This window comes from Kribbella monticola, from assembly GCF_003261635.1.
In the GTDB taxonomy this organism is placed as follows: domain Bacteria; phylum Actinomycetota; class Actinomycetes; order Propionibacteriales; family Kribbellaceae; genus Kribbella; species Kribbella monticola.
In genome coordinates this window covers 98,736-125,011 of sequence record NZ_QFXK01000004.1, presented here as the reverse complement: position 1 = coordinate 125,011, position 26,276 = coordinate 98,736, and the positions used below count along the sequence as shown (strand labels likewise).

Annotated in this window: 26 protein-coding genes; 13 read left to right on the top strand and 13 right to left on the bottom strand. The window is 67.6% G+C overall.

Translation table 11 applies throughout. The features are described from left to right. The first annotated feature begins 67 nt into the window (after window positions 1-67). From DIZ26_RS02960 to DIZ26_RS02950, 3 genes are all read left to right on the top strand, one after another. Complete coding sequence (locus tag DIZ26_RS02960; RefSeq protein WP_112237416.1) at window positions 68-1,309, top strand: exonuclease domain-containing protein; 1,242 nt, start codon at window positions 68-70, stop codon at window positions 1,307-1,309. A gap of 19 nt (window positions 1,310-1,328) precedes the next feature. Then, window positions 1,329-1,853 carry an orotate phosphoribosyltransferase gene (pyrE, locus tag DIZ26_RS02955; protein WP_112237414.1) on the top strand — a complete coding sequence of 175 codons (525 nt, stop codon included), beginning with the start codon at window positions 1,329-1,331 and terminating at the stop codon, window positions 1,851-1,853. A gap of 75 nt (window positions 1,854-1,928) precedes the next feature. Then, window positions 1,929-2,336 carry an ABC-2 family transporter protein gene (locus tag DIZ26_RS02950; protein WP_157979557.1) on the top strand — a complete coding sequence of 136 codons (408 nt, stop codon included), beginning with the start codon at window positions 1,929-1,931 and terminating at the stop codon, window positions 2,334-2,336. Here DIZ26_RS02950 and DIZ26_RS02945 read toward each other — a convergent pair. The 4 genes from DIZ26_RS02945 to DIZ26_RS02930 form a co-directional block, all read right to left on the bottom strand. Continuing rightward, window positions 2,307-3,092: a DUF429 domain-containing protein gene (locus DIZ26_RS02945; protein ID WP_198675860.1), complete on the bottom strand. Its 786-nt coding sequence runs from the start codon at window positions 3,090-3,092 to the stop codon at window positions 2,307-2,309. The two genes, DIZ26_RS02950 and DIZ26_RS02945, sit on opposite strands and share 30 nt — an antisense overlap. Beyond that, window positions 3,067-3,336: a hypothetical protein gene (locus tag DIZ26_RS02940; RefSeq protein ID WP_112237408.1), complete on the bottom strand. Its 270-nt coding sequence runs from the start codon at window positions 3,334-3,336 to the stop codon at window positions 3,067-3,069. Before DIZ26_RS02940 ends, DIZ26_RS02945 begins: the two co-directional genes overlap by 26 nt. Before the next feature lie 66 nt (window positions 3,337-3,402). Next, a complete protein-coding gene (locus tag DIZ26_RS02935) occupies window positions 3,403-3,891 on the bottom strand; it encodes an FBP domain-containing protein (protein ID WP_112237406.1) in 489 nt (162 codons plus the stop codon). 186 nt (window positions 3,892-4,077) lie between these two features. After that, the gene (locus tag DIZ26_RS02930) at window positions 4,078-4,509 is read right to left on the bottom strand and encodes an SRPBCC family protein (RefSeq protein ID WP_112237404.1); all 432 of its coding nucleotides are present in this window, start codon (window positions 4,507-4,509) and stop codon (window positions 4,078-4,080) included. A 392-nt stretch (window positions 4,510-4,901) separates the two neighbouring features. Between DIZ26_RS02930 and DIZ26_RS02925 the strand changes: the two genes are divergently transcribed. Beyond that, window positions 4,902-5,405 (top strand): hypothetical protein, encoded by a 504-nt coding sequence (locus DIZ26_RS02925; RefSeq protein WP_112237401.1) that lies wholly within the window; start codon window positions 4,902-4,904, stop codon window positions 5,403-5,405. Window positions 5,406-5,851: 446 nt separating this feature from the next. On the opposite strand, the gene DIZ26_RS02920 is transcribed toward DIZ26_RS02925, so the two are convergent. Then, the gene (locus DIZ26_RS02920) at window positions 5,852-6,418 is read right to left on the bottom strand and encodes a hypothetical protein (RefSeq protein ID WP_112237399.1); all 567 of its coding nucleotides are present in this window, start codon (window positions 6,416-6,418) and stop codon (window positions 5,852-5,854) included. A 922-nt stretch (window positions 6,419-7,340) separates the two neighbouring features. Between DIZ26_RS02920 and DIZ26_RS02915 the strand changes: the two genes are divergently transcribed. From DIZ26_RS02915 to DIZ26_RS02900, 4 genes are all read left to right on the top strand, one after another. After that, window positions 7,341-7,670: a hypothetical protein gene (locus DIZ26_RS02915; RefSeq protein ID WP_198675859.1), complete on the top strand. Its 330-nt coding sequence runs from the start codon at window positions 7,341-7,343 to the stop codon at window positions 7,668-7,670. 37 nt (window positions 7,671-7,707) lie between these two features. Further along, on the top strand, window positions 7,708-9,168 hold the full coding sequence (locus tag DIZ26_RS02910) for a sensor histidine kinase (protein ID WP_112237395.1): 1,461 nt from the start codon (window positions 7,708-7,710) through the stop codon (window positions 9,166-9,168). Then, a complete protein-coding gene (locus tag DIZ26_RS02905; protein WP_112237393.1) occupies window positions 9,165-9,830 on the top strand; it encodes a response regulator in 666 nt (221 codons plus the stop codon). Before DIZ26_RS02910 ends, DIZ26_RS02905 begins: the two co-directional genes overlap by 4 nt. Window positions 9,831-9,920: 90 nt before the next feature. Beyond that, entirely contained in the window at window positions 9,921-10,280 is a 360-nt protein-coding gene (locus tag DIZ26_RS02900; RefSeq protein WP_112237391.1) for an MmcQ/YjbR family DNA-binding protein, read from the top strand. Window positions 10,281-10,300: 20 nt separating this feature from the next. Here the strand turns inward: DIZ26_RS02900 and DIZ26_RS02895 are convergent, their stop codons facing one another. Continuing rightward, window positions 10,301-11,560, bottom strand: coding sequence for a hypothetical protein (locus tag DIZ26_RS02895; protein ID WP_112237389.1), 1,260 nt, complete (start codon window positions 11,558-11,560; stop codon window positions 10,301-10,303). Window positions 11,561-11,724: 164 nt separating this feature from the next. Here DIZ26_RS02895 and DIZ26_RS02890 point away from each other — a divergent pair, with 164 nt between their 5' ends. Next, window positions 11,725-13,230, top strand: a complete 1,506-nt coding sequence (locus tag DIZ26_RS02890; protein WP_112237387.1) for a fused MFS/spermidine synthase — start codon at window positions 11,725-11,727, stop codon at window positions 13,228-13,230. A gap of 84 nt (window positions 13,231-13,314) precedes the next feature. After that, window positions 13,315-14,937: a phosphoglucomutase (alpha-D-glucose-1,6-bisphosphate-dependent) gene (gene pgm, locus DIZ26_RS02885; protein ID WP_112237593.1), complete on the top strand. Its 1,623-nt coding sequence runs from the start codon at window positions 13,315-13,317 to the stop codon at window positions 14,935-14,937. Window positions 14,938-15,162: 225 nt separating this feature from the next. Here the strand turns inward: pgm and DIZ26_RS02880 are convergent, their stop codons facing one another. Continuing rightward, the gene (locus DIZ26_RS02880) at window positions 15,163-15,876 is read right to left on the bottom strand and encodes a TetR/AcrR family transcriptional regulator (RefSeq protein WP_112237385.1); all 714 of its coding nucleotides are present in this window, start codon (window positions 15,874-15,876) and stop codon (window positions 15,163-15,165) included. An 84-nt stretch (window positions 15,877-15,960) separates the two neighbouring features. Here DIZ26_RS02880 and DIZ26_RS02875 point away from each other — a divergent pair, with 84 nt between their 5' ends. After that, on the top strand, window positions 15,961-17,082 hold the full coding sequence (locus DIZ26_RS02875; RefSeq protein WP_112237382.1) for an FAD-dependent oxidoreductase: 1,122 nt from the start codon (window positions 15,961-15,963) through the stop codon (window positions 17,080-17,082). Here DIZ26_RS02875 and DIZ26_RS02870 read toward each other — a convergent pair. Then, window positions 17,075-17,455, bottom strand: coding sequence for a DUF3037 domain-containing protein (locus tag DIZ26_RS02870; protein WP_112237380.1), 381 nt, complete (start codon window positions 17,453-17,455; stop codon window positions 17,075-17,077). The genes DIZ26_RS02875 and DIZ26_RS02870 overlap by 8 nt on opposite strands. Next, complete coding sequence (locus DIZ26_RS02865; RefSeq protein ID WP_112237591.1) at window positions 17,452-18,189, bottom strand: HipA family kinase; 738 nt, start codon at window positions 18,187-18,189, stop codon at window positions 17,452-17,454. The genes DIZ26_RS02870 and DIZ26_RS02865 overlap by 4 nt, the downstream gene beginning before the upstream one ends. Window positions 18,190-18,295: 106 nt before the next feature. Here DIZ26_RS02865 and DIZ26_RS02860 point away from each other — a divergent pair, with 106 nt between their 5' ends. Continuing rightward, window positions 18,296-19,357 carry a carboxylate-amine ligase gene (locus DIZ26_RS02860; protein WP_232828109.1) on the top strand — a complete coding sequence of 354 codons (1,062 nt, stop codon included), beginning with the start codon at window positions 18,296-18,298 and terminating at the stop codon, window positions 19,355-19,357. 9 nt (window positions 19,358-19,366) lie between these two features. Further along, complete coding sequence (locus DIZ26_RS02855) at window positions 19,367-19,858, top strand: hypothetical protein (RefSeq protein WP_112237376.1); 492 nt, start codon at window positions 19,367-19,369, stop codon at window positions 19,856-19,858. Here the strand turns inward: DIZ26_RS02855 and DIZ26_RS02850 are convergent. The 4 genes from DIZ26_RS02850 to DIZ26_RS02835 form a co-directional block, all read right to left on the bottom strand. Further along, on the bottom strand, window positions 19,855-21,654 hold the full coding sequence (locus DIZ26_RS02850; RefSeq protein ID WP_112237374.1) for a glycerophosphodiester phosphodiesterase family protein: 1,800 nt from the start codon (window positions 21,652-21,654) through the stop codon (window positions 19,855-19,857). The genes DIZ26_RS02855 and DIZ26_RS02850 overlap by 4 nt on opposite strands. Window positions 21,655-21,778: 124 nt before the next feature. Beyond that, window positions 21,779-22,495: a hypothetical protein gene (locus DIZ26_RS02845; protein WP_112237372.1), complete on the bottom strand. Its 717-nt coding sequence runs from the start codon at window positions 22,493-22,495 to the stop codon at window positions 21,779-21,781. A gap of 46 nt (window positions 22,496-22,541) precedes the next feature. Continuing rightward, window positions 22,542-25,322 (bottom strand): ABC transporter permease, encoded by a 2,781-nt coding sequence (locus DIZ26_RS02840; protein ID WP_112237370.1) that lies wholly within the window; start codon window positions 25,320-25,322, stop codon window positions 22,542-22,544. Beyond that, on the bottom strand, window positions 25,319-26,077 hold the full coding sequence (locus DIZ26_RS02835) for an ABC transporter ATP-binding protein (RefSeq protein ID WP_232828108.1): 759 nt from the start codon (window positions 26,075-26,077) through the stop codon (window positions 25,319-25,321). The genes DIZ26_RS02840 and DIZ26_RS02835 overlap by 4 nt, the downstream gene beginning before the upstream one ends. Between the last annotated feature and the right edge of the window lie 199 nt (window positions 26,078-26,276).

Genomic DNA, 26,276 nt, shown 5'->3' with positions numbered 1-26,276 from the left:
TCGGCTTGCCGGGTTGGGATTCCGGCTGTTCTCGTCTGCTGGGCTCGCGTTGGAGGAGGCGCTGGGGATGTATGCCGTCATCGACACCGAGACCACCGGCCTGCTGCCAGGACACCGGCATCGGGTGATCGAGATCGCCGTCGTCCTGCTCGATGCGCGGGGCCGGCCGGAGCACGAGTGGGTCACTTTGCTGAATCCACAGCGCGATCTCGGTCCACAACACATCCACGGCATTCTCACCGCTGACGTGCTCGCGGCGCCCGAGTTCCGGGATGTCGCCGCGCACCTGGCAGGGCTGCTCGCCGGGCGGATGGTGGTGGGTCACAACGTGGAGTTCGATCTGGGCTTCCTGCGGGCCGAGTTCGCGCGGGCCGGTTATGCCGTGCCGCTGATCACCGAGCGGGCGATGTGCACGATGGCCTTGGCCGGCTATCTGTATCCCGGCGCGAAACGGACGCTCGGCGCCTGTTGCGCAGCGGCCGGGATTCCCTTGGAGGGTTGGCATTCGGCGCTGGCCGACACCCGGGCGACGGCGCTGCTCTTCGAGCGCTATCTGCAAGCGTTTCCCAGCCCACCGCCGTGGCAGTGGGCGTATGAGGAAGTGCGAAGGTTGCCTTGGCCAACAATCCCGGCCGCCTCCTTCACCCCCAGGATCCGTCCTGTCCATGCAGGCGGACGCCACGGCTGGATGAGCCGACTGGTCGACCAATTGCCGCGCGTACCCGATCCACCCCAAGCCAACTCCTACCTGGCCGTCCTCGACACCGTGCTAGCCGATCGCGAGATCACCCAGGCCGACGCCGATCAGCTGGTCCACGTCGCGACCGAGCTGGGCCTCACCCGACCACAGGTCGACGAGCTTCATGGGTACTACGTGGCCGGGCTGGCATCGGCACTATGGGGTGACGGCTCCGGCGAGGTGAGTGCTGAGCAGCGCAGCGACCTCGACAAGGTGGCGGTGATGCTCGGGCATCGCGCGTCCGATGTGGATGCGGCGTTGGTCGCCGCCAGCCGCGGTGCGTACGCCGTGCCGTTGCGGCCGGGAGCGCGTGGGTTCCCGCCGGGCAGCACGATGGTGTTCACGGGAGACATGATCGAACCACGCGAGATCTGGTGGGACCGGGCCGTCGCGGCGGGCTTCGTGCCGCAGGAGGCGGTTCGGCCGGACACGGATTTCGTGGTGGCGGCCGACGTGGACAGCTTGTCGGTCAAAGCCCGGGTCGCCCGCGCGTACGGCGTACCGATCATCGCTGTCGAGGATTTCCGTCGTCTGCTGCCGGCAGACCCTGGCGCTCAGCGGGCGAGCTGAGGCTGGATAGGGTGCGGCCGTGGATCTCGCTGAGCTGGGTGACCGGATTTACCGAACGGCACATCTGACCGGGGAGTTCGTACTCCGCTCCGGTGTGACGACTGATCACTACTTCGACAAGTACTCCTTCGAGGGCGATCCGGTGCTGCTCGACGCGATCGCGGAAGCCATGGCGCCCCTGGTGCCCGCCGACATCGAGGTACTGGCCGGGCTCGAGATGGGCGGGATCCCGGTCGTCACCGCGCTGGGCCGGCACACCGGTCTACCGTGCGCCTTCGTCCGCAAGAAGGCCAAGCCGTACGGCACCCGCCGCCTGGCCGAAGGCGCCGACATCGCGGGCCGCCGCGTCCTGGTCGTCGAAGACGTCGTCACCAGCGGCGGCCAGATCGTCCTCTCCACCACCGACCTCCGCGCCCTCGGCGCCGACATCCGCGAAGCCCTCTGCGTCATCGACCGCGAACAAGGCGGCCCCGAATCCCTCGCAGCCGCTGACCTGACCCTCATCTCGCTACTGACGGCCAGCGCACTAACCCCGCAGATCTGATCGACCGTTTCGCCAGTCCAGATAGGCAATGAGAGCGGCGTCGGCGCGCAGCCGGCCAAGGCTGCGTTCGTACAGGTGGAGATCGCGACGGCTGAGTTCGGCACCAACCCGCTCCGGACGGCCGTCCGCCGAGGAGTGCATCTCGGTCAGGGCGGAACGGATGATCGCCGCCGGGAAGTTGCCCTCGCGGAGGAGACGCACGAGCTGGCCTTCTGGGCGCCTCGCCTCAACCTCGGCGTGCTCCATGGCGCTGCCTGGGAGTTCGGTCGCTACCCGATCGACATCTACGGCCGCTGGATCCGGCAGCTCCTCACGTTCGCCTTCCCGGTCGCCGTCATCACGACCTGGCCGGCCCGAACCCTTGTCCAGGGACCCGAGCTCGGCACCCTGCTGATGGCTGTCCTCCTGGCGACCGGATTCACGGCTGGGACGCTGCTTCTGTGGCGACTGGGGCTACGGCGCTACACCGGGGCCACTTCTTAGGATGAAGGGCGTGACTGGGGTGAGGATCGTGCCGGTGGCGGGGTGGCCGAAGGTGCGGGTCCGAGTGGGGTGGATGGTCGCGTACCAGGCGATGTAGGCGCAGACGACTCCGTCGATGGCGTCTTCGAGGCGTTTGAGGTCGACCTTGCGGGTCGCCGCGTCGAGATTCTTACGGATCGACTGCCAGTCGGCGTTGTCGGCGAGGTGCAGCGGCGGCGAGGCGTCGGCGAGGGACTCCAGGTAGCCGGCCAGCCGGAGCATCTCGGCGTACAGGTGATTGAAGTCGCGTCCTGGTTTCGCCTTGTATTGCAGGATTCGCGGCAGGTCGAACAAGGCGACCAGCGCGGGATGCGGGTAGACCTCGGCGGCTCGCCGTACGGAGGTGCTCGTCGGGTCGACCTCGAGCCCGAGCGCCTCGGCGAGCCGCAGCGCTCGGGATCCGTCGGCGAAGCTCGGATTGGCGGTGTTCGCCGAATGGCAGTGTGCGCCGTACCGGCCGAAGTACTGACCGATCAGCCGTTCGCACAAGCGCTTGCCTGACGGGTTCACCACGATCAGCGGCGCGTCGAACGCGACGAAACACGGCCCGTCGGTCCAAGGACGCAACCAGGCGAGAATCTCCTCGTCGGTCTGCCGGGTCGCGACCTCACGCAGTACGCCGCTGTCGTCGATCACGGCCAGACCCGTGCTGCCCCGCTGTCCCCAGGCGAGGTCGACGCCGACGAAGTACCTACTCGTCGTCGGCTTCTTCGTCACCCTCGCGACGCTCGATCTCGAAGCGCAGCGTCTTGCCGGAGCGGATCCGCTCGACCGCCGCCAGACACGCCGCATCGCTCATGTGGACGCCGATTTCGCCGAGCTTGTGCCGCAGCACCAGCGCCGCGTCCTCGGCCGACCGCGAGCTGGACTCGTTGATCGCCTCGATCGTCGTCGCAGTGAGCTTCTCGCGGATGTCCGGGTGGACCTCGTGGATCTCGTGCGTGATTCTGAACTCCGTCATTCGCGTCTCACTCCCGGTTCGGCGGCCTGCCCCAGACCCTTGGCCAAGCGTAGTCATCGCCAGCGGTTATGCGAGTACCCGGCTGACGAAACTATCAAGCCTCTGACCTAACCGATCGACGCGGATTTCGGTCGGGACCGTTTCGCCTTGGGGCACCTCGGGGTCGCGCAAGCCGCGGACGTAGAGCGAACACGCCAGGTCACCGCAGATGTAGGTGCCGACGGTGTTCCCGGCCCGCCCCGCCGAACCGGCCCGCCGAGCGGCGAACAACGCGACGTCGGTGACCTGATGAGCGGTATGGCACAGGTCGCACAACCCCGTCCCACGCCGAGGCTTCCCGGTCGCCGCAGTACCGAGCGCGATGGCAGTCACCCCATCGTCCCGCGGTACGACGAGGTAGGCGCGCGCGGGTGCCTTCGGATCCCGCCAGCCGAGGTAGTCCAGCGACTCCCACGGCAACTCGTCGAAGTCGCGCGGCAGCGTCATCGCCTTCACCAGACTCTTCGTCGAGTTGACGAACGCTCCCCGAATCTCCGCGGCACTCACCGGGTCCACAACTGTTCCTTCCCTAGATCAACCACACCACCCAACCTGTTGGGCTTCACCGGCCGCAACCGAATAAATCCTTGCCTGCAGCAACAACTGTGGCATGGATCCTGTCCGCCGAGGCGCCGAGGTGGGCCCGGTTCTTACCGGCGGTGGATGTATGGTCGACAGTTGCGGTGAGGGGCAGTTGTCGCCTCAGGCGCCGTCGGCGTAGTGGAGGGTGCGGGTGGTGTCGTGGTTGCGGAGGTCGACGCCGAAATCGACGGAAGCTTTGAGGCGTAGGAGGAGGGAGACCCAGGTGGCGGCGTCCACCTCGATGGCTGCGGCGTCTTGAGAGTCGTCGGCCTCGTAAGCCAGCGTCAGGTCGGTGCCGTTGGATTCTTCGTCGAGAGTGATGAAGAAGGTGAGCAGCCGGCCGAAGTACCGGACGGCGTACACCCGGTCCTTGACGGTCTTCTCGATCGGGCTGTCGTCGGTGCGATCGCCCGGCAGCACGAAGTGGATCACCCCGTCGGTCTCCTTGGCGGACTCCGCCCAGAATCGCGACCGGCCGAGCGGCGTACTGAGCGCCCGGTACACCTCACTCGGAGCCGACTTGAAGTGGACCTTCCACTGCTTCGAACTCACAAGTCCTCCTCGACTGTCGGCACACCCCATTGTCGGGCCCAGCCGGTTCACCTCCGTTCGACACCAGGCACCCCGCGGTTCGACACCACGCGGTTCGACACTAGGCACCTCGCGGTTCGACGCCAGGCACCCCGCGGTTCGACGCCAGGCCCCCTGCGGTTCGACGCCAGGCACCCTCGGCTCGACACCAGGCGCCCGCGGTCGAATCGACCGGCGTCCGGTAGGGCCAGCGCGGTCTGGACAGGTCATCAGCTGCGGGGTGATCGCGGGTTTGTTGGGCGTTCGTCGCGGTGGGGTCACGATCTGGGGTGGCGTCAGTGCTGGAGTGGCCAGTCACCTTGGGTGCTGAGAGAATTTCGGTGAGTGCCGGGCTAGGTCCAGGGGGTCCGCCGATGATCGACACCAGGTTCCGCCGCTGGTTCTTGCCACTGCTGGGCCGCCGACGCCGGGGCCGGCGCGCGCCTGAGGAGCTTCGGCCTCGCGGGACGAGTTCGCGAGTGAGCCGGCTGTCCGCGCGGTACGACGCCGATGTCGATCTCGCACTGAAACGGTTGTGGCCGAAGGCGCGGGTGTACCACGATCGCGAGTTCACTCGGGACCGCGCGGACTTTCTGCTCGTGGTTCGCGGGCGCGGCGTGATGATTGAGACGAAGGTGAAGAGCGATCCCGGGTTGTTCCACGGCTCGACGTTGCCGCCGCTGCTCGACCGTCTCCAGCGCGACGGCCGGCGCCTCGTCGTACTCCTCAATCAAGGCGATCCGACCCCCGCCCGCGAACTGGTCGCCGCCAAACTCGGCGCCAAGGCCCGCGTGATCGTCTGGTCCGGCCCCGCCGACGACGCCGAACTCCACGCCGCAGTAGAAGCCCTGATCCGCATCGAAAGCCGCCACTCCTAGCCAGCCGCCAGCATGCGCCGCCCAAGAGCCGCCGATCCACGTCGACAGCCGCCACTCCTAGCCAGGCGCCAGCATGCGCCCTCTAGACGCGCTCGGAGTGGGTGGCTTGAGTTGGCCTGTGGTGTGAGGAAAACAGACAGCGCGGAGAGCGAGGGGTGTGCTCTCCGCGCTGCGAGTTGGCTCCGAGCCGCGAGGTGTGCCCTAGGCGGGCAGCGGACCGGAGTCGTCTGGAGCCCCGTCGCCGGGGTCAAAGGAAGGGACTGCAGTCGCACTCGCCGGAGGCAAGTGCGGTGCATGCCCCGCCAAGGTCTGACTGTCAGTGAGTGTCGCGTGTGCGGTCGTCAAGGGATGACCCTTGCCGAGACGGTCAGTGCTGAGCGCCAGCACTTCCCGACGGCGGTCAGTGCTCTGGGTCAGCACGTCACCGGGGTGGTCAGTGCTCTGGGTCAGCACTTCACGGGGGTGGTGCGGCCGCCGTCGACGATCCATCGGCCTTGGACTTGTTCGACTCGCATCTCGTCCAGCCAGCGGGTCGGGGTCTTCGGGGGAAGCGCGCTCTTGCCCTTCGCGTCGACGGTGGTGGCCTTCTTCGTGTCGTAGCAGGCCCGGACGATCACGCCGTCGGCCAGCAGCGTGCGCTTGGCCCAGACGACCGTGGTGACTCCGGTGTTGTGGAGGCGCTTGGTGCGGTAATACTTCGCTTGCGCGCTGATCGCCCGGTACAGACTGTTCGTCATCACCGGCACCAGTTGCTTGGTGGCCTTGCCGCCGCTGCGCATCATCACGTCCAACGCGACGCGGTAGTCGTAGTACGCGTTGACGACCGGGTCGTCCGAGACGGGCGAGCCCTCGACCTGGGCGGAACCGTCGGCGACCGTGTCCAGGCCGTGCTTGGCCGCCTTCTGCGCGCCAGGTGATCCCGCCGCGACATCGGACGACTCGTTGTTGCCACAACCTGCGAGCATCAGGACCGGGACTAGCGTGGCGGTCACTGCCAGGTTCCGAATGCGCATTTGTCCGAACCTCCCTCTCAGGCGCGGCATCGCCGCTGACGCCTACGGCGTGAGTTGGCCGCTGACACCAATCGGCACTGACCGTGTAACGCTTTGGCACAGACCGTGGTCACTGTGACGTAGATCACACCACACTCGGTACTCCGGTAGGGGGTCCGAATTGGCTCCCTGGCCCGACGTCCCCGACCACGCTGATTCCTAGGCTCAATCTCGAGACCTGAGACCGAGGAGTAGCCATGACGGACAACATCCGGCCCCGCCCAACCAACGCCAACCAACCGCAATCCGGTCAGCAGCCGGGGGCCGCCGCCGAAGGTGCGAGCAACCGAGCTGGCGTGGATGAACGCCGTGGAAGCGGAGCTGGGACCGACAAACGGCTGGGGAACGGGCCTGGCGTGAGTGGGCGGCGGGAGAGCGGCGCCCGTGTCGACGGACGGCCGGCAAGCGGAGCTGTTGTGGACGGGCGGTCGGGGAGCGGAGCTGTTGTGGACGGGCGGCGGGAGAGCGGCGCCGGTGTCGACGGGCGGCCAGGGAGCGGAGCTGTTGTGGATGGGCGGCGGGGGAGCGGAGCTGTTGTGGGCGGCGGGGGAGCGGAGTTGGAGTGGATCGACGGGTGGGGAGTGGGGGCGGCGGGTGGAGTGGTGGGGGGAACGGGATTGGGGCCGGTGGTGGTGCGGGGAGGGGTGGGGGTGCGGGCCACGGTGCTGGTTTGACCGGGAGGGTGGGCCGGTTGGTGCGGGGTGGGGGGTATGGGGTTGCGTTGCTCGGGGTTGGCCTCGTGGTGATGGGGGAGTCAGTGGTGGGGCGGTTGGAGTCGGTGTACTGGCGGTGGCGCAGGCTGGCCGGGTATCTAGGGGCTCCGGAACTTGTGCGGCTTCGGCGGCCGGGGGCGGTGAAGTCCTTTGCTCATGGGCTTCTGAGCTTGGTGTTCGGGTTCCTGAGTCTGTTCCTGCTGATGCTTTTCGTACTGTCGGTCGTCCGCGGACCGTTCTACGGGTTCGTGGAGGACGGACCGTTCGGACCGGGGACGTGGGGCGGCCCGACCAAGGCCGGTGCGTGGTTGGTACATGCCGGGATCGCGTTGCCGATCATCGTGCTGATTCCGTTCGTACTTCGTGGTCTCGCGCTCTTGCATGCCGCGGCGATCCGGCGGCTGTACGGGTCGGCGGTCGGGTGGTGGGTGCTTCCGGCAACCACTTTCATCGCTGTCGGCGGAATGCTGTTCTTCTACTCGTGGACCCGGCAGATCTGATGTCGATGCGCGCGGCATGCACCCTAGGCTTCGCTCTGTGAGCAGTGATAAGCGCTTCTCGGACGGCCCGGTTCAGCGGATCGACGCTGGGATCGGGCCGGTCGACGGGTGGCCTGAGGGACGCGGCGGGTGGTGGGCCGCGCTGGCTACTGCGGGGTTGCTGGTTCTGACGACTGCTGATCTCGGCCAGCATTACCGGATCCCGTTGGGGGCGGCACTGGCGCTGGGGGTTGCTCGCGGGGTCGGGTTGGCGTTGGCCTGGCTGCGGCCGGTGTTGAGTGTGCCGGTCTCCTTGCTGGTGGCGGCGCTGATTGCGGCGGTGAGTGTCCCGGTCTCGTCCGAGGAGGCGTGGCCGTGGCCGGTGACGAGCGTCTTCGGGCATGCAGCCGTCCTGGCGATCGTCGGTGCGCGGAGTGCGTCGCGGCGGGAGCTGGCCGGCTGGTGGGTCATGACCCAGGTCGTTGGAATCGTTGCGATGGTCGTCGCGCCGGATCGCGGTAGCTGGCCAGGGCTGGTGACCATGGCGGTTTTCTCCGCGGTCGCGGTCGTCGTGGGAGACCTGTTGCGATCGCGGGCGGAGACCCGGCGCCAGTTGGCCGCGCAGGAGGGGATCAGCGCGGAAGAGCGGGCGCAGCGGGCGCGGTGGCAGGAACGGGCTCGGATCGCGCGGGAGCTTCATGATGTCGTTGCCCATCACCTTTCGGTTGTCGTTGTCCGTGCCGACAGTGCGCCGCATCGACTTCCCGGCTTGCCCGATGACGCGCGCGAGGAGTTCGCCGGTATCGCCGAGAACGCTCGTTCCTCCCTGACAGAAATGCGACGAGTACTACGCCTGCTCCGCGAAGACCCGGCGAAGCCAACTCCCGAAGACCAGCCGCAACACAACCCAGCTGACCTCCGCAACCCAACAATTGCAGCCGCCTCATCGAGAGCAGACAGGTCACAGCGAGTGGGCGGATCAGCGGTAGCAAATAGCTCGGCGAAGGCAGGTCGGCCAGGGCAAGCGGGCAGGTCGGGGGGAGTGGGCAGGTCGGAGGGAGTGGCCGGTTCGGCTGGAGCAGGTGTGTGGGGGGAGAGCGTCGGGTCGGGGGAGTTGGCGCCTCAGCCGGGGTTGGGGGAGCTGGGGGAGTTGGTGGCTAGTACTCGGCGGGCTGGGGCTGATGTGCGGTTGGAGGCTGAGGTGCCGGTGGGGCTGGATCCGGCTGTGGAGTTGAACGCCTATCGGGTCGTGCAGGAGGCGGTCAGCAACGCGGTGAGGCATGCGCCGAAGGCCGTAGTACAGGTGGCTGTTCGGGTGATCGGTGCTGAGCTGCGGTTGACGGTGGTGAACGGGCCGGCTCGTGCTGAGGTGCCGACGGCGCCCGGCAGCGGGCACGGGATGATCGGTATGCGTGAGCGAATGGCATTGGTGGACGGGACCTTTCACGCCGGGTCGACTGCTGATGGTGGCTACCTGGTGGAGGCAGCCATCCCGTTGAGCGAGGAGGCTGGTCGGTGACGGTCAGAGTGCTGGTGGTCGACGACCAGGAGATCGTCCGGGCCGGGTTCATCGCGCTGCTGGATGGGCAGCCGGATCTCGAAGTGGTCGGCCAGGCGTCGAACGGAGCTGAGGCCGTCGAGTTGGCCGAACAGCTCGTACCCGATGTGATTCTGATGGACGTCCGGATGCCCGTGCTGGACGGGCTCGCCGCGACGCGGCAGATCCTTGCCGGCGTGGCGCCTGGGGAGACGCCTCGGGTCATCATGCTCACCACCTTTGATCTGGACGAGTATGTGTACGACGCGTTGCGAGCGGGCGCCAGCGGGTTTCTGCTCAAGCACTCCTCTCCGGATGAATTGACTGCCGCGGTTCGGGTCGTCGCCGCGGGGGATGCGTTGCTTGCTCCTTCGATCACGCGGCGACTGGTCGAGGACTTTGCAAAGGTGCAGCCTGTGCTGCCGGCGACGGCGGGTGGTCTGACTCCACGCGAGACCGACGTACTGCGGTTGATCGCGCGCGGACAGTCGAATCGGGAAATCGCGGCCACGCTGGTGCTCGCCGAGCAGACCGTGAAGACTCACGTGAGCCGGATCTTGACCAAGCTGGACCTGAGAGATCGGGCGCAGGCTGTGGTGTACGCGTACGAGGCAGGCGTGGTCGCCCCGGGACCGCGTCGCTGAGACGGAAGCGGCCGGTGGTCGCGACGGTGATCCTGCTTGCTGAGAACGACTGTCGTTGTGGACGGCTTGAAGGGGTGAAGGAGGTCGGTGATGGACGGGTTGGAGCGGTTGCGGGAGATCTGCTTGCGGTTGCCGGAGACGACCGAGCGGCTGAGCCACGGCGAGCCGACCTGGTTCGTCCGGGACAAGAAGACGTTCGTGATGTTCGCTGATCAGCATCATGACGATCGGACCGGTTTCTGGTGTGCGGCGCCCGAGGGTGCGCAACAGGCGTTGATCTCGGCGGATCCCGAACATTTCTTCCGGCCGCCGTACGTCGGGCATCGGGGCTGGCTCGGGGTGTATCTCGACGTGGACGGCGTGAACTGGGAGCAGCTCGAGGACATCGTCGAGGACGCCTATCGCCAGGTCGCGCCGAAGACACTGATCGCTCGACTCGATCAGAGCTGACCGGTCGCTGACTCGACTGGTCATTCGGGTGGGCGCCTCAGGGCGAGTACGGCGTCTGGCAGGTCGTCTATCCAGACTTCCTCGAAGTCGTCGGAGGCTTCACAGTCGTCGGCGCCGGCCTTCGCGGCATGGTCGACGCCGTTGTGGTCGGCAGGGTCACCAGGTCCGTCGGGATGGGCAGGACCTCGAGGTCCGTCGGGATGAGCAGGATCAGCAGGTCCGTCGGGATGAGCAGGATCAGCAGGTCGGTCTGGATGGGAAGGAACCGCGGCTTCGTCCGGGTATGTCGGAACCTCCGGCTCGTCGGGGTAGGCAGGAACCGCAGCGTCGTCGCGGTAGGCCGCAGCTTCGTCGGGGTAGGCCAGATGATCAGGTTCGTCGAAGTAGGCGGGTGGGTTGAGGTAGGCGGCTTGGGCGTCGTGGCGGCAGGGTAAGGCTGTGCGGTAGGTCGCTGCGGACAACAGCAGGACGGTCAGTTCGCCGGTGGTGACGCCGAGGCGGTCGGCGTCGCGGCGGAGGGCTGCGACCAGTGCGCTCGGTACGTCATCGAGCAGGATCCGCTGGCCGTCGCGAACGTCCTCGACGGATTCGACCGGCCAGTCTCTGGCCCACCGCTCGTTGCCCAGGCGGAGGATCTCGTCCAACGGTGGCAACGGCTCCCGGAGTAGATCCGGGACTTCCGCGAGAGCGCGGAGCATGACTTTGCCCAGTGTGTGATGGCTTTTCCAAGGATCCAGATTGTCCGAGGTCATCAGGAATCTTCGGAGCACGACGCGGAGGCGCTCTACTTCGGCGCTCTTGAAGGACGGCTCGTGGACGACCGGTTCCACCGCGAGCCTTCCGTTGCGGAACCGGAAGGCCAGGAGCGAGTCGGCGGGCACGTCCGGAAGCCAGTCCGGTGGACCGCACCAGCCGCCGAACTCGCCGAGCGACGACGTGATGGCGCCACCCGACGTCAGCGCCAGGGATCCTTCGTGCACGAGAATCTGATCGAGGATGGCCAGCTCGGGGCCGGCGTACAGGACCTGTCTTCCCTGGGTGGCGAAGCGGACCCGATGGGTGAGGGAGACGCCGTCGAGCATCCGGCGGGCGGAGTCGAAGCGACCGTCGGGGAGTTGCACCATCACCGGTGACTGGCGCAGGGCGGTACGGATGGCAGTGACCGGGTGCACCGATTTGGTCAGGCCGGCGGCGAGAACCTGCTGGCCGAGCTCGTCAGGGGTCAGTGGGCCGGCGGCGTTGATGAGGTCGGAACAGAAGATGACGATTCGTTTGCTCATGCCAGGGAAAGTACGAGTGTTCGGCCCTTCGATCGCCGTTGTCCACAAGGCAATTCGAGCAAACTGTCCCGGTCCACCGATTCCGAAAAGGTTGCAGCGAAGGTTGTCCACAGAAGCCGGCGAGGGCCGAGCGGGCGTGGGCGTTGCGTAGGTAGGGTGGCGCGATGAGCGAGACGACGGTGGCCGCGGCTGAGGGCGTGGCGAGAGGGATCGGCGACAGGCTGGCGATTGCCTTGTCGTTGCTCAGCTCTGCGTCGGTGATGGTGCTGGAACTGGTGTCACTGCGACTGATCGCGCCCTATCTGGGGCTGACGTTGGAGACCAACACAGCCGTCATCGGGGTCGCGCTGGCCGCGATCGCGACGGGGGCGGCATTCGGTGGGAAGTTCGCCGATGCCGTGCCACCGACCCGGTCGCTGGGTCCGCTCATTCTCTTCGGCGGCGCGATGGTGCTGTTGATCCTGCCGATCGTGCGCTGGACGGGTGAGGCGGTTCGTGGCGGCGACAGCAATGTCGTGTTCCTGGCGGTGACGATCGCGCTGTTCATACCGGCGGCGCTGCTGGCCGCCGTGACGCCGATGGTGACGAAACTCAGACTCCAGACGCTCACCCAAACCGGCACGGTCGTCGGACGGCTGTCGGCGTACGCGACGGTGGGCGCGATCGCGGGCACTGTGTTGACCGGGTTCGTGTTCGTGGCGAAGGTGCCGACGAGCGTGATCGTGCTGTGCCTTGGCGGCTTCCTGGTTGCGGGCGGCGCGGCGCTCACGATCTACTTCCGCGGATTGAAGGCCGCCGCACGGCCACTCGCGCTAGCGCTGATCGGTGCCGGACTGACCCTCGTCGCACCCCGGCCGTGCGAGGTCGAGACGGCGTACCACTGCGCCCGAGTCGTTGCCGACCCGGATCGGCCCAGCGGGCGCACGTTGTATCTGGACCAGCTGAGGCATTCGTACGTTGACCTCGCGGACCCGACGTACCTGGAATTCCTCTACATCAAGAACTTCGCCGACGTGATCGAGAGCAAATGGCCGGCCCGGCAACCGGTCGACGCGCTGCACATCGGCGGCGGCGGTCTCACCATGCCGCGGTACTTGGCGGCCACCCGGCCGGGCAGCCGCAACAAGGTGTACGAGATCGATCCGGGCGTGATCGAGGTCGACAAGTCGGAGCTGGGCGCGAGGACCGGCCCCGACCTCGACGTGCGGATCCGGGACGGACGGCTCGGCGTACGGTCGGAGCCGGACGGCAGTCGCGATCTGGTGATCATGGACGCGTTCGGCGGGATCGCGGTGCCGTGGCATCTGACCACGCGCGAGATCATCGCCGACATCCGCCGGGTGCTCAGGACCGACGGTATCTATCTGGTGAACGTCATCGACTATGGCTCGCAGGCGTTCCTCAAGGCGGAGATGCGGACGGTCGCGGCCGAGTTCGCGCATGTCGGGGTGATTGCGGACCCGGACGAGTTGACCGGCGAGGCCGGCGGCAACTTCGTCCTGGTGGCGTCCCAGCAGTCGTTGCCCTCGGCGGCGATCCGGTCGCGGCTGAAACAGCGGGCCGAGTTGCTGGACGATCCGGCCGCGGTACGGGAGTTCATCGGTGACGCGCCGCTGCTGACCGACGACTACGCGCCGGTCGACCAGCTCCTCACGCCGTACCCGAGCTGAAAAACGGCCGTCGAACCGCGGAGAAGTTGTGCACGCCACCCGGATGGAGTTGTGATCATGGCCGAAGGCTTGTTGCATGAGCACATGCACCCACGCGCAGGCCAGCCCGCTCAGCCCGAGGACCTCGTCGACGTCGACGCGCTGCTCGCCGCCTACGACGGGATCACGCCGGACGTCGAGAACCCCGCTCAGAAGGTCGTCTTCGGTACGTCGGGCCATCGCGGCTCGAGCCTCGACGGTGCCTTCAACGAGGCGCACATCCTGGCCATTACCCAGGCCATCTGTGAGTACCGGGCAGGTGAGGGGACGTCCGGGCCGCTGCTGGTCGGCCGCGACAGCCACGGCTTGTCCGAGCCGGCCTGGCGGACCGTGCTCGAGGTGCTGGCGGGCAACAACGTCCAGACGCTCGTCGACAGCGCCGACGGTCTGACGCCGACGCCAGCCGTGTCACATGCCATCCTGCGGCTCAACCGCGGAGCGGGAGCGGGTGCGGACGGCATCGTCATCACGCCGAGCCACAACCCGCCGCGCGACGGTGGCATCAAGTACAACCCGCCGCATGGCGGTCCGGCCGACTCGGACGCGACCGGCTGGATCGCGAACCGGGCCAACGAGCTGATCGCGGGCGGCAACCGCGAAGTACGCCGTACGCCGTTCGAGGCCGCCCGGGCGCAGGCAGGGGAGTACGACTTCCTCGGTCACTATGTCGACGACCTGCCGTCCGTACTAAACCTCGACGCGATCCGAAGCGCGGGAGTCCGGATCGGCGCCGACCCGCTCGGCGGCGCGAGTGTCGACTACTGGGCCGCGATCGCCGAGCGGCACCGCCTTGACCTGACCGTGGTGAACCCGCGGATCGACCCAGCCTGGTCGTTCATGACGCTCGACCACGACGGCAAGATCCGGATGGACTGCTCGTCGCCGTACGCGATGGCGTCGCTGGTCGCCCAGAAGGACCGGTACGACGTGGCCACGGGCAACGACGCCGACTCGGACCGGCACGGCATCGTGACGCCGGACGCCGGCCTGATGAACCCGAACCACTACCTGGCCGCCGCGATCTCCTACCTGTTCGGGAACAGGCAGTGGGGTCCGGACGTGGCGGTCGGCAAGACGCTGGTGTCGTCCTCGCTCATCGATCGGGTCGTCGGCGATCTCGGCCGGCGGCTCTGGGAGGTGCCGGTCGGGTTCAAGTGGTTCGTGCCGGGGCTGATCGACGGGTCGGTCGGCTTTGGCGGTGAGGAGTCTGCAGGGGCGAGCTTCCTGCGCTTCGACGGCACGGTGTGGACCACGGACAAGGACGGCATCCTGCTCGCGCTGCTGGCCAGCGAGATCACTGCGGTGACGGGCGAGACGCCGTCGCAGGCGCACGCGAAACTGGTGGAGAAGTTCGGCGCCTCGGCGTACTCGCGGGTCGATGCGCCTGCCACTCGCGAAGAGAAGGCGAAGCTCGCCGCGCTGTCGGCCGATGCGGTCACGGCGACCGAGTTGGCCGGTGAGCCGATCCTGGACAGGATGACGAGTGCGCCCGGCAACGGGGCGGCCATCGGTGGGCTGAAGGTGACGACCGAGTCGGCCTGGTTCGCGGCGCGTCCGTCCGGTACCGAGGACCTCTACAAGATTTACGGCGAGTCCTTCAAAGGTGAGGACCACCTCGCCGAGGTCTTCGCCGAAGCCCGCGAGGTCGTCTCCCAAGCCCTCGCCTGACCCGTACGCCGAACGCCCGGGCCGACCGTTGGGTTGGTCCGGCCACCGAGGTTCCGCTGGCCGCCGTGGTCGCGCTGGCCACCCGGGGTTCGCGCTGGCCACCCGGGGTTCGCGCTGGCCAGCCCACGGGGTGGGCCGGCCGAGGTCGCGCTGGCCAGCCCACGGGGTGGGCCGGCCGAGTTCGGGCTGGCCACCGAGATCCGCATCTCAGCCCCCGAGCGTCGGTCAGTTGGGTTTGGGTGGGGTGATGCCGGCGAGGAGGTGGTTCAGGCCGGTGTCGAAGGCGGTGTCCGGGGTTTGCCGGGTGGCGTTGTGGACGAAATTGGCGACGGTGGGGTAGTTGCCTGACGACAGAGCGCGGGTGAGGTAGGGAGCGGCTTTGCGACGCCAGGAGTCTTTGTCGAGGCCGGTTGATCGTTCGGCTCGGCGTTCGGCGACCTCGGTTCTGAGGGCTCCGATCAGGTAGGCGTGGAGCGTGCGGATTGCCCGGCTGACCTCGTCGATGGTGGCGAATTCGTCAGCTCGGTCGAGCGCTGCCAACGAGGCTTCCAAATAGGCGAGAGCCTGCGGGCCCAGATGTGGACGGCGCCCGAGGAGATCGGCGAACCATTCGTGTCGCAATGCGACCTGCCTGATGCCGTGCCCGAGTTCTCGCAAGGTCGTACGCCAGTCCTGACCGGTTGCTTCCGGCAGTGGGATCTCCCCGTACGCCGCGTCGACCATCAGGTCGAGCAGATCGTCCTTGGTCGACAGGTAGCCGTAGAGCCGCATCGGGCCGGCATCCAACTCCGCGGCGACTTTGCGGACCGACACCGCTTCGAGTCCCTCGGCGTCGGCCAGCCGGATCGCCGCCTGCACGATCGATTCCCTGCTCAGCGGACTCGGCGCCGGCCGCCTGGTGGGCTCGGGCCGGTCCCAGATCACCGCGGGCTCATCCATGCTGCTCCTCACACTCGATACCAGACATCGTATCGTTCGATACAGTGTATCGACACAGTACGCCGTACAGAGTGAGGTGCAGTCATGAAGATCGCCATCATCGGCGGGGGAGTCGGGGGCTTGACGCTAGCCCGCGTGCTCGCCGTGCACGGAATCGACGCAGTCGTCTACGAGCGCGAAGCTTCTCGCTCGGCCCGGACCCAGGGCGGCATGCTCGACCTCCACACCGAAACCGGTCAGCGGGCGCTGCGGGAAGCGGGGCTGGAGAGCGGGTTCCTGGCCATCGCGCGACGTGAAGGTCAGGACATGCGCCTGCTCGATCCGTCCGGCACGATCCTGCTTCAGGAAGACACCCCCGACGACGCGCCGATGGCACGCCCGGAGGTCGATCGCAGTGACCTCCGCGACCTGCTGCTCGATTCCCTCCCCGAGCACGCCATCAAGTGGGGCCACGCCTTGCAGGAGGCCGTGCCGGACCAGAAAGGCGGTCACCTGCTCCGGTTCCGGAACGGCGCCACCGCCGACTGCGATCTCCTGGTCGGCGCCGACGGCGCGAACTCCGTCGTCCGTCCGCTCCTCACCGACGCTCGTCCGGCCCACTTCGGCGTCAACTCGGTGGAACTCGGCATACCCGACATCGATCACACCTATCCCGAGTTGGCGGCCAGGATCGGCCGCGGCAACTACTGGGCGATCGGGGATGGGCAGACCCTGGCAGCCCAGCGGAACGGCAGCGGCCGGGTCCGCGTGTACCTGTCGTTCTACGGCCCGGAGGACTGGCTGACGACCTGCGGGATCCCGTTCGAGGATCCGGCCCGGGCTCGGGCCGCGCTGGTGGAACTCTTCAGCGACTGGCATCCGAAGTTCACCGAGCTGATCGAGGCTTGCGACGAAACGATCGTTCCCCGGGCCCCCCGCGCATTGCCGATCGGACTGACCTGGTCACCGGTGCCCGGTGTCACCCTGATCGGCGACGCGGCTCACCTGATGCCGCCGGCCGGACAAGGAGCCAATCTGGCAATGCTCGATGCCGCTGAATTGGCCTTGGCGCTGGCGGCGGACCCGGCGAACGCAGTACGGACTTATGAGGCTGCCATGTTCGAGCGGAGCGCTGTTGCCGCGCAGTTGTCCGCCGATATGCGGAAGCTCCTCGAGTCCGGCGCCCAAGCCGTGCTGGAGTTCTTCAGTCCGAGCCGGGCTACCTGACGAAGGCGTCGACCAGGCGGTCGAGGTCGGCCGTGGGGTCGCTGGTGAGGCCGCTGTGGATGGGGCTGGGATGCACGACCGTACTGCGGGGTGCCGCGAGCCAGCGGAAGCGTTCGCCGATCCGCGTCGTCGCCGCGGGGCCGCCGTCGGGGTCGCCGGCGCAGATCGCGCGGATGTGCTCCAGCGACGCACACACCACGTCGACGTCGACCGCTGGATCGAGGGCCTTCAAACGGGCGGGATCGACGTCCCAGGCGGCGCCGAGGAAGTCCAGCGCCCGGCAGTAGAGCACAGCGCCGACGTTGACGAATTCGCCTCGCTGGATCCGCGGGGCGGCCCGGAGGATGACGTAGTCGAACGGGACAAGGTTCACCGTGCACCACCCGGCAGCCAGGCGGACCGATCGGCCAGCCGGGCGGTCAGATGGCCGAGGTACCGCTCACGGTCGCCAGGTGCGATCCACTCGTCGGGCACGAGGTCGATCACCTCGGTCAACAGGTCCGGCGTGATCTCGGCGGCCAGTTGCGAGTCGATGTCCGGTACGGCCGGGGCGACATCGCGGAAGACGTGGTCGGCGGCGTCGTACGGGAGCCCGGTGAACTTCTCCGCGGACATCCAGGAATGGTGGAAGTACAACGCGGCTCCGTGGTCGATCAGCCAGAGATTCTTGTGCCAGACGAGCAGGTTCGGGTTGCGCCAGGAGCGGTCCACGTTCGCCACGAACGCGTCGAGCCACAGGATCCGGGCCTGGGTCGCGTCGTCGGGCTTGCCGCTGGAACCGTCGTACCCGAAGGAGCCGGGCAGGAAGTCGACCGCGAGGTTGAGTCCGGCGCTGCGGATCAGCAGTTCCTGGATCTCCTCGTCGGGCTCGGACTTGCCGATCGCCGGGTCGAGTTCCATCAGCTTCAGCTCGGGCACCCGCAGGCCGAGCCGTCGGAACAGCTCGCCGACGACGACCTCGGCCACCAGCGCCTTCGGGCCCTGGCCCGCGCCGTGGAACTTGAGCACGTAGGTGCCGAGATCGTTGCCTTCGACAACACCCGGCAGCGAACCGCCTTCGCGGAGCGGCAACACGTACCGGGTAGCGGTGACGATCGGCAGACTCACGCCGTAGAGCATATGCGTTTGCGCCCGGCGCCCGGCGGTGCGGGCACGGTTTCCGCGCCGATACGGCCGGGTACCGGGGGCGGACCTGACCCGAGGAGAGAGTCACTTGAGCCTTCCGTCCATGGGCGTCGAGGAAGAGTTGTTGCTGGTGTCCGCCGACGGCGAGCCGTTGCCGCAGAGCAAGGCCGTCGCCGCCGAGGCCGCCGACATCGACGTGGAACTCGAACTGACCAGGGCCCAGGTCGAGATCAACGCGCCGGTCTGCGAGACCGCGGACGAACTGCACGAGCAGCTGGTGCGGATGCGTTCGAAGCTTGCCGCGGCCGCCGCCGAGCAAGGCGGCCGGCTGTGCGCCATCGCCGTACCGCCGAGTGGCCGGGCCGCGCAGTTGGTGACGAAGAAGGCGCGGTATCAGCAGATGGAAGCGCGGTACGGGTTGCTTGCCAGGGAGCAGGCGGTCTGCGGCTGCCATGTGCACATCGACGTACCCGACAAAGAGGTAGCGATCCGGGTCAGCAATCATCTGCGTCCCTGGTTGCCGGTGCTCCTCGCGCTGACGGCCAACTCGCCGATCTATCTGGGCGCGGACACCGGATTCTCGAGCTGGCGGTCGATCATGTGGTCACGCTGGCCCTGCTCCGGCCAACCGCCGTACTTCGAATCGGCCGAGCACTACGATGCGCTGGTCGCGATGCAGCTCGCGTCGGGCAGCATCATGGACGAGCGGATGGTCTATTGGGATGTCCGTCCGTCGACTCACCTTCCGACCGTGGAGGTGCGCGTCAGCGACGTGCCGCTCACGGTCGACGAGACGGTGCTGCTGGCCACGCTGATCCGTGCACTCGTGATGACAGCGACAGCCGACGGCGGTCTGGGACCGAAGCTGGAGCCGGAGGTACTGCGTGCCGCGTACTGGCTTGCTGCTCGCGACGGGCTCGACGGCGACGGCCTCGACGTGTTGCACGCCAAGCCGCTACCCATGCCCGAGGTCGTGGGTCTGTTGATCGACCACGCCAAGGACGCCTTGGAAGAGCTGGGCGAACTCGACCGGGTGCGGGAGACCGTGCAGCGGCTGATCACCGACGGCAACGGTGCGATCAGACAGCGCAAGGCGTTCCGGACAGGTGGCGATGTCATCGACCTGGTTGAGGTATCCGCGGCACCCTAGGATGCTGCGATGTCAACGAGTGAGGCGCTGCAGTGGCGTCAACCTGGGGACGGCGCGACCAGCCCGCCGAGGGTCAGCGCGGTCGGCTACTTCTTCTTCAGCCTGATCTGTCTGACGGTGTTCGTCATCGGGCCCGCGGGACTCGTGCTGTCGTTCCTTTACTCGGGCGATCACCGCTGGCTGACGAGGGCGATCGCACTGGTCTTGACTGTTCTGTTCGGCGTGACAAGCGTCCTTTGGTGGCGCGGCACGCGCCAAGGCCGGCTGGACACCAAGCGACTGGATGCGTTGGGCTACCCGGCTACTGCGGAGATCCTGTCCGTCGAGAGCAAGAGCTGGGGCGAGATGGACGGTGTCGAACTGCGGTTGCGGATCTCCGGGCACGGGTTCGAGACGTTCGAGACGACGTTCGGTTGGAAGTACGCCCGGCACTACGAGGTGGGCGCACGGCTCGCCGTACTGGTTGAGCCGTCCGCCCGCATCTTCGAGGTGAAGGGCTAACCCCGCAGGAAGTCTTCCAGGCCGTGCAGGTCGTCGGTGTTGAGGTTGTCGACGCCTGCAGCGGTCAGCTCGGTCCAGACAGCGTCCCGGGCAGCGCCGCGTACGTCAGGGGTCTCCCAGAACCGCACCTTGTAGCCGGCGCGGTGGGCCGTCGTCACGATCTCCTGCAGCTTTGCGCGCTCGGCGGCCGGGAACTCGCCGATGCCTCGCCAGGTGAAGTTCTTCGACCAGTTGTCGCTCACCAGCGGCATCACGGACGGCGGCAACCCGGAGTTCAGGTCAGACAGCCGGCCGTCGTACCCGGCGTACCGGATCTTCTGTGCCTGCAGGATGTCCAGGGGCCGGTTGCCGCTGATCACCGACGTCACGGCGCCCTGGTGCACGCGGCCGTTGGCGTAGACGGTGCTGATGCCGCGGTACTTCTGCAGTGCCTTGTCGACCGCCGCGTACGTCGTGGGGCCGTCGCTCTTGATGTCAATGAGCAGCTGGAAGTCGCGACCGTGACGATAGACCTGACCGTGGTTGGCCCGGACCCGCTGGGCGAGCGGTTCGAGGTACAGGTTCTCCAAGTTCCGGCCGGGTACGGCATCGGCGAGTTCATGGGCGATGCGCAGCTCGCCGTCGACCAGCCAGACGTCGGCCTCGACGCTGTTGAAGCCGCGGTCGAGTGCGTCGAGTAGGGGTCGCCGGTGCTCGTAGTCGTTGTGTGCGTGCGCTGTAGGCAGCGCCTGGACCGCAGGAGCGTCGTACGCACGCGGTAGCCGGAAGCCCGCCTCTGCAGCGACCGTACGCACGCGGTCCGGGTAGTCGGAGATGAGACCGTCGACGCCGAGGCCGATCAGCCACTGCATGGTCGCGGGGTCGTCCACGGTCCACGGCACGACCTTCATCCCGGCCTGATGAGCCGAGCGCACCATGTCGGCGGTGACATACGGCCGGTACCCCGGGTCGGTCACCTTGCCGCCCTGCGGGAACCCGTGCACGGGCGAGATCGCGGCGGCGCCGAACGACTTCGCCGCCTTCACCAGGTCGCCGCCGAAGTCGTCGATGTCGATCCCGCCGAGCCAGGGCGACTTGCCGGGCTTGCCGGTCTCGAGGAAGTCGTAGTTCGTCAGCGCGACCAGCGGCAGTTCGGGAGCGACCTGGCGCATCCGCATCAACGAGCCCCAGTCGAAGCTCTGGATCGTCACCTGGCGAGCGATGTGTGCCTTGCGAATCTCGGCCGCGACCACCTGAACGAACTGCTCGCGCGGCGCGGTCTCGCTCGGCGCTCCCGCCTCGACCTTGGTCTCGACGTTCAGCTTCACAGTGTTGGCGTGGAAGCGGTGGACGAGATCGAACACGTCCCGCAGTTCCGGCATCCGGGCGCCGGGGTCGGGGGTCTGGCCGGGGAACTCCGGTTGCGGTAGCGAGCCGCAGTCGAGTTGTCGCACCTGGGCGAGCGTGAGGGTGTTGATGAACTTACCGACGTACGGGTATTCGGGGTCTTCCGGCGTGTACGGCGCGGTGTCCTTGCACTTGGCGCCGCTGACCTTGCGGTCGTGGGTGACCACGGCACGGCCGTCCTGGGTGATCTGGACGTCCAGTTCGAGCGTGCTGACGCCGAGTTCGAGGCCGCGGCTGAACGACGCGATCGTGCTCTCGACGGTCAGGCCGAGGCCGCCACGATGACCTTGGATGTCGAAATCACGGCGGCCGGCAGCGGTCGAGGCGGAGGCGGGCACGGCGACCAGGCTCTGCGCGAGCAGGCCGGCGGAGAGGGCAAGCGGAAGCAGCGCGCGGGGGAGGCGGCGCATGTGGATGGTCCCTTCGTCGGAGGCGGGGCGTGCGATCCGAGGCCGATCGTTATCCGTTGACGGGGCGATCGGCTATCAAGAAGGTAACCAACATAAGGCCGCCTGGTAAGCACCAGGCGCTGACTCAAGGCTCCGAAACCACCTGGCGAACCGACTCGGCCTCGGCGACGACCGTCCCGTCCTTGAAGGCCGCGTCCAGCTTCCCCGTCGTACGGCGGGTCAGCGTGAGCGTCAGTTGGCAGGAATCGCTGCCCCCCGACCGAGGACTGGCCGAAGTCGAGGGGATGGCCCGGATCAGGCCGGCGGCGATCGTTGCAGCGGAGCGTCCCGCCTCGATCTCCAGGTCGCCGCTCTGGACACACTGCCCCGTCCAGGTGAGCCGTTGCGGAGGACCGCTGGCGAACCTGACCTGAACCGCCGTACGCCGGGACAGCCTCGCTCCGGCAACAGGCGCTACCAAATGCACTGACTCAGGGAGGACCACTGTCGAGCGAGGCGCAGAGGTGTTGTCGCCATCGCGTTCAAGGTCGAGCGTGAACTCCGTGCCAGGCTCTGTGGCCTCCAGTTGCCCGGTGTATCTGGTCGCGCCCGCGAACTTACCGCGGCGCAACTCCTCCGTCAGACCCTGCGCCGAGACCGTCACCTTCTCCCCACTGCCCAGCTCGACGTAGGTCAGCGTGCCGACGCGGAAGGACGCGGTGACCTCGGCCGCTTGACCGCTCTCGGGCAGTTCGACCAGCAGGTCAGCGGTCATGCCACTGGTCCGGATGTCAGCGGAGTCGACAGTGGAGCAGCCCGTCACGACCAGGGCAGTGACGAGCAGTACTGCGAGCAGGCGCATCGGACCTCCAACAACGGCAGGGCCGGAAAGCTAGCACCGGGGCGGCTCATTCGTACTGCAGGGCCTCCAAGGGGTCCAGGCGGGCGGCGCGGCGGGCCGGCCAGATGGCGGCGAAGATGCCCACCACGACCGAGACGACGGCGAAGAGGAGGAGTTGGCCGGTCGGGACGGCGAAGCTGATCTCGTCCAGGCGGGCGGCAAGCAGCAGGGCCAGACCGAGGCCGAGCAGGATTCCGATCACGGCGCCGATGAGTGCGGTGATCACGCTTTCGTGCCGGATCATCCGCTTCACCTGGCGCCGGGTCAGGCCGATCGCTCGCAGCATGCCGAGCTCGCGGGTTCGCTCGAACACGGTCAGGACCAGCGTGTTCACGATGCCGAACAGGCTCACCAGCACCGACAGCGCGAGCAGTACGTACAAGACGTTGAGCAGGCTCTTGATGCTGTCCGATTGGACCTTCTTGAACTGCTCGCGGGTCAGCGCCTTCGCGTTCGGGAAGGTGCTCAACGCCTGTTGCAGCGCCGCTGTGTTCGCGGCGGTGACCCCGCCGCGAAGGCTGACGAACGTATACAGGTCGAGCGGCTGCGGGTTGGTCGCGTCGAAGGCGCTGGTCGAGATCGTCACGCTGCCGAACGGCGAACCGCCGGCCGGTGGCTTGAAGATCCCGCGCACCTGCAACGGGAGCGTCTTGCCGGCCACAGTCTCCAGTGGCAGCGCCGAGCCGACCGCGAGCCCGTGCTTGTCCGCATAGTCAGCGTCCACAACAGCGCCGTCGGCTCCGAGCTCGCCGAGCGTCGCCTGCGAACCGGACTTCCAGTCGAACCTGAGCACGTCCGGCGCCTGCTTGTCGACACCGGTGATCTGGATCGTCTCGCCGAACGCCCGCCCCTGGCCGCCGCGCACACTCGAGAGCGCATCGACACCGGGCACCTTGGCGACGGCCGCGGCAACGGTCGGCGGCAACGGGCTGAAGTTGTTCTGCGCGGTGATCGCGTAGTCCCCGCTGAAGATCTTGTCGACAGCATCCTCGAACGGCTTGATGATCCCGGCGCCGAGCGTTGCCACCAACGTGACCAGCGCCAGCCCGATCATCAACGCGGCCGCGGTCGAAGCGGTCCGATGCGGATCGCGCCGACTGTTCTGGCCGCCGATCCCGACGGCCGGCCGGTCACTCAGTACGCCGGGGAACTCCGCGGGCCACTCCGGCTGCCAGGAGCTGACGGCACGGCGTACGGCCATCAAGGCCACGATCACCAGCAGGACAGGGTTCAGCACAGCGCCCAGCAGCAACCCGCCAACGCGGCTCGCCGTCGATCCGGAACCCCAGAAACCTCGCCTGAGAAGCCAGTACGGCAGTGAGAACAGGGGCCAGGCAACGATCGACAAGACGAGCACCGACCACCGGGCGACCGGATCCGACGCCGCAGCGAGCGGGCGTACCAACCTCGCCGAGAACAAGGCGATCCCGATGAAGATCAGCAGTACGCCGATCGCCAGCAAGCTCAGCAACGAACCAGTGGAGAGGCCGTCGACGAACAATCCGCTCACCACCAAGGCGACCCCTGCGACCGCGAGTAGCGCGGCTCCCAGCGGACGGAAGCGGTGCAGCCTGCCGGGCGGCAAGGTGGCGCCTTCTCGAACGGCCGCGATCGGCGGCACCCGGGTCGCTCGCCACGCAGGCCGCAGGCTGGCCAGCAGAGTGACCACGACCCCGACCGCCAAGGCGACGACGACGGTCCTGGTGCGGAACACGAGCCCGTTGTTGGGCAGCGTCAACCCGGCAGCGTCGAAGATCTTGAACAGCCCGGTGGCGATCCCGAGCCCGAGGAACAAGCCGGCCACCGCCGACACCAGTCCGGTCAGAAGCGCCTCGAGAACCACCGAGTTGAGGACCTGGCGACGGGACGCACCCAACGTCCGCAGCGTGGCGAACTCGCGGGTGCGCTGGGCGATCGTGATCGACAACGAGTTCGCGATCACGAACGAGCCGACGAACAACGCGATCCCGCCGAACACGAGCAGGAAGGTCCGGAAGAAGGTCAGGAAGCTCGAGGTGCCCTTGGCATCCTCGGCCGCCTGGTCGTCGGCACTGCGGACCTGCGTACCGGCGGGCAGGATCTTCTGGACCGCGTCGACGAGTTGCTGGGTGGAGACGCCGTCCTTGGCCGCGAGCAGGATCTGGTCGAGCTTGCCGGGTTTGTCGAAGAGTTGCTGCGCGGTCGGCAGATCGAAGCCGGCCAGCGTGGCCCCACCGATCGACGAGACGGCGCCGAACTCGACCAGCCCCGAGATCTGCATCCGCTGCACGGCGCCACGAGCCTGTACGCCGATGGTGTCGCCGGTCGCGAACTTCTTCGCCTCCGCCGTCTTCGTGTCGATCACCACCTGGCCCGCGGTCGGCCAGGCACCTTTGACCAGCGTCAGCGTATTGAACTCGGGCCGGGCCGGGTCGACGCTGAAGCCGAGGTTGGGCGCGCCGCCGAAGGCGACCGCCTTGCCGTCACGGCCGATCAGCTGTGCCTGTCCACCGACCGCCCCGCCGGCCGCACCGACCTCGGGAAGTTCGGCGACCTTGGCGAGCAGTCCCTGGTCGAACGGCGGGGCCGTGCCGGCGCTGTCCCCCGACAGTTCGAACGCGGCCTTGCCGGTGATCGCGGCGTCGGTGTTCTTGTAGTTCTCCGTGAAGATCGAGTCGAAGGCGGACGAGATCGAGTCGGTCAGCACGAAGGTGCCCGACACCAGTGCCACGCCGAGGACGACCCCGATCGCGGTCAGCGCGGTCCGCAGTTTCCGGCCGAGCAGCCCGCGCAACGCGAACCGGATCATTGCAGGTCCAGCGAGTCGATGATCTGCAGGATCTCGCCCTGGCTGGTCCGGCCGGTCTCCTTCACGATCTCCCCGTCGGCCAGGAAGAGCACCCGGTCGGCCATCGCGGCCGCGCGGGCGTCGTGGGTGACCATCACCGTGGTCTGGCCGTAGTCGTCGACCGAGCTGCGCATCAGGTGCAGGATCTCGTTACTGGTCCGGGAGTCCAGGTTGCCGGTCGGCTCGTCCGCGAAGATCACCGTCGGCCGCGAGACCAGGGCGCGGGCGATCGCGACGCGTTGCTGCTGGCCGCCGGACAGTTCCGCCGGGCGGTGGGTGAGCCGGTCCGTGAGGCCGACCCTGGCGATCAGCTCGTCGAAGTACGCCGGGTCCGGCTTCTCGCCGGCGATGGTCAGCGGCAGGACGACGTTCTCGCGTGCGGTCAGCATCGGCAGCAGGTTGAAGAACTGGAAGATGAAGCCGATGTGCTCGCGGCGCAGCTTGGTCAGTGCGTCGTCGCCGAGCGTGGTGATCTCGGTCCCGGCGATCAGCACCGACCCCGAGGTCGGCTTGTCCAGCCCGGCCAGAATGTGCATCAGAGTCGACTTGCCCGACCCCGACGGCCCCATCACCGCGGTCAACTGGCCTGCGGCGACCTGCACGCTGACTCCCCGCAGCGCGTGCACCGCCGTGTCGCCCTCGCCGTACGTTCGCTCCAGGCCGGTCGCGACGACCACCGAAGCTTGTCCGTCTGTGTTCCCCACCATGCCGATCATCGCCCTCCCCGGCCGATCAGATGTGCCGAGTCTCCTCGGGTTCACGGACCAGCGAAAGGGTATTTAGCCCTGACTGGACCCTGAGCCGTTCGACCGGGACCGCGGGCCCGATCTGGGTCGAGGTCTTGCACTCCTCAGACCGTGGCTTTACCTTCAGCTAATCGTTAGGAAAGTTTCCTAACAGCAGAGGCAGCTGCAG

Excerpts from the sequence above, each read along its gene's own strand:
- DIZ26_RS02960 (WP_112237416.1), top strand. The coding sequence starts at position 68 with ATGTATGCCGTCATCGACACCGAGACCACCGGCCTGCTGCCAGGACAC.
- DIZ26_RS02940 (WP_112237408.1), bottom strand. The coding sequence starts at position 3,336 with ATGACGGAGTTCAGAATCACGCACGAGATCCACGAGGTCCACCCGGAC.
- DIZ26_RS02925 (WP_112237401.1), top strand. The coding sequence starts at position 4,902 with ATGATCGACACCAGGTTCCGCCGCTGGTTCTTGCCACTGCTGGGCCGC.
- DIZ26_RS02920 (WP_112237399.1), bottom strand. The coding sequence starts at position 6,418 with ATGCGCATTCGGAACCTGGCAGTGACCGCCACGCTAGTCCCGGTCCTG.
- DIZ26_RS02900 (WP_112237391.1), top strand. The coding sequence starts at position 9,921 with ATGGACGGGTTGGAGCGGTTGCGGGAGATCTGCTTGCGGTTGCCGGAG.
- DIZ26_RS02895 (WP_112237389.1), bottom strand. The coding sequence starts at position 11,560 with ATGAGCAAACGAATCGTCATCTTCTGTTCCGACCTCATCAACGCCGCC.
- DIZ26_RS02890 (WP_112237387.1), top strand. The coding sequence starts at position 11,725 with ATGAGCGAGACGACGGTGGCCGCGGCTGAGGGCGTGGCGAGAGGGATC.
- pgm (WP_112237593.1), top strand. The coding sequence starts at position 13,315 with ATGCACCCACGCGCAGGCCAGCCCGCTCAGCCCGAGGACCTCGTCGAC.
- DIZ26_RS02880 (WP_112237385.1), bottom strand. The coding sequence starts at position 15,876 with ATGGATGAGCCCGCGGTGATCTGGGACCGGCCCGAGCCCACCAGGCGG.
- DIZ26_RS02875 (WP_112237382.1), top strand. The coding sequence starts at position 15,961 with ATGAAGATCGCCATCATCGGCGGGGGAGTCGGGGGCTTGACGCTAGCC.
- DIZ26_RS02855 (WP_112237376.1), top strand. The coding sequence starts at position 19,367 with ATGTCAACGAGTGAGGCGCTGCAGTGGCGTCAACCTGGGGACGGCGCG.
- DIZ26_RS02850 (WP_112237374.1), bottom strand. The coding sequence starts at position 21,654 with ATGCGCCGCCTCCCCCGCGCGCTGCTTCCGCTTGCCCTCTCCGCCGGC.
- DIZ26_RS02845 (WP_112237372.1), bottom strand. The coding sequence starts at position 22,495 with ATGCGCCTGCTCGCAGTACTGCTCGTCACTGCCCTGGTCGTGACGGGC.
- DIZ26_RS02840 (WP_112237370.1), bottom strand. The coding sequence starts at position 25,322 with ATGATCCGGTTCGCGTTGCGCGGGCTGCTCGGCCGGAAACTGCGGACC.
- DIZ26_RS02835 (WP_232828108.1), bottom strand. The coding sequence starts at position 26,077 with ATGATCGGCATGGTGGGGAACACAGACGGACAAGCTTCGGTGGTCGTC.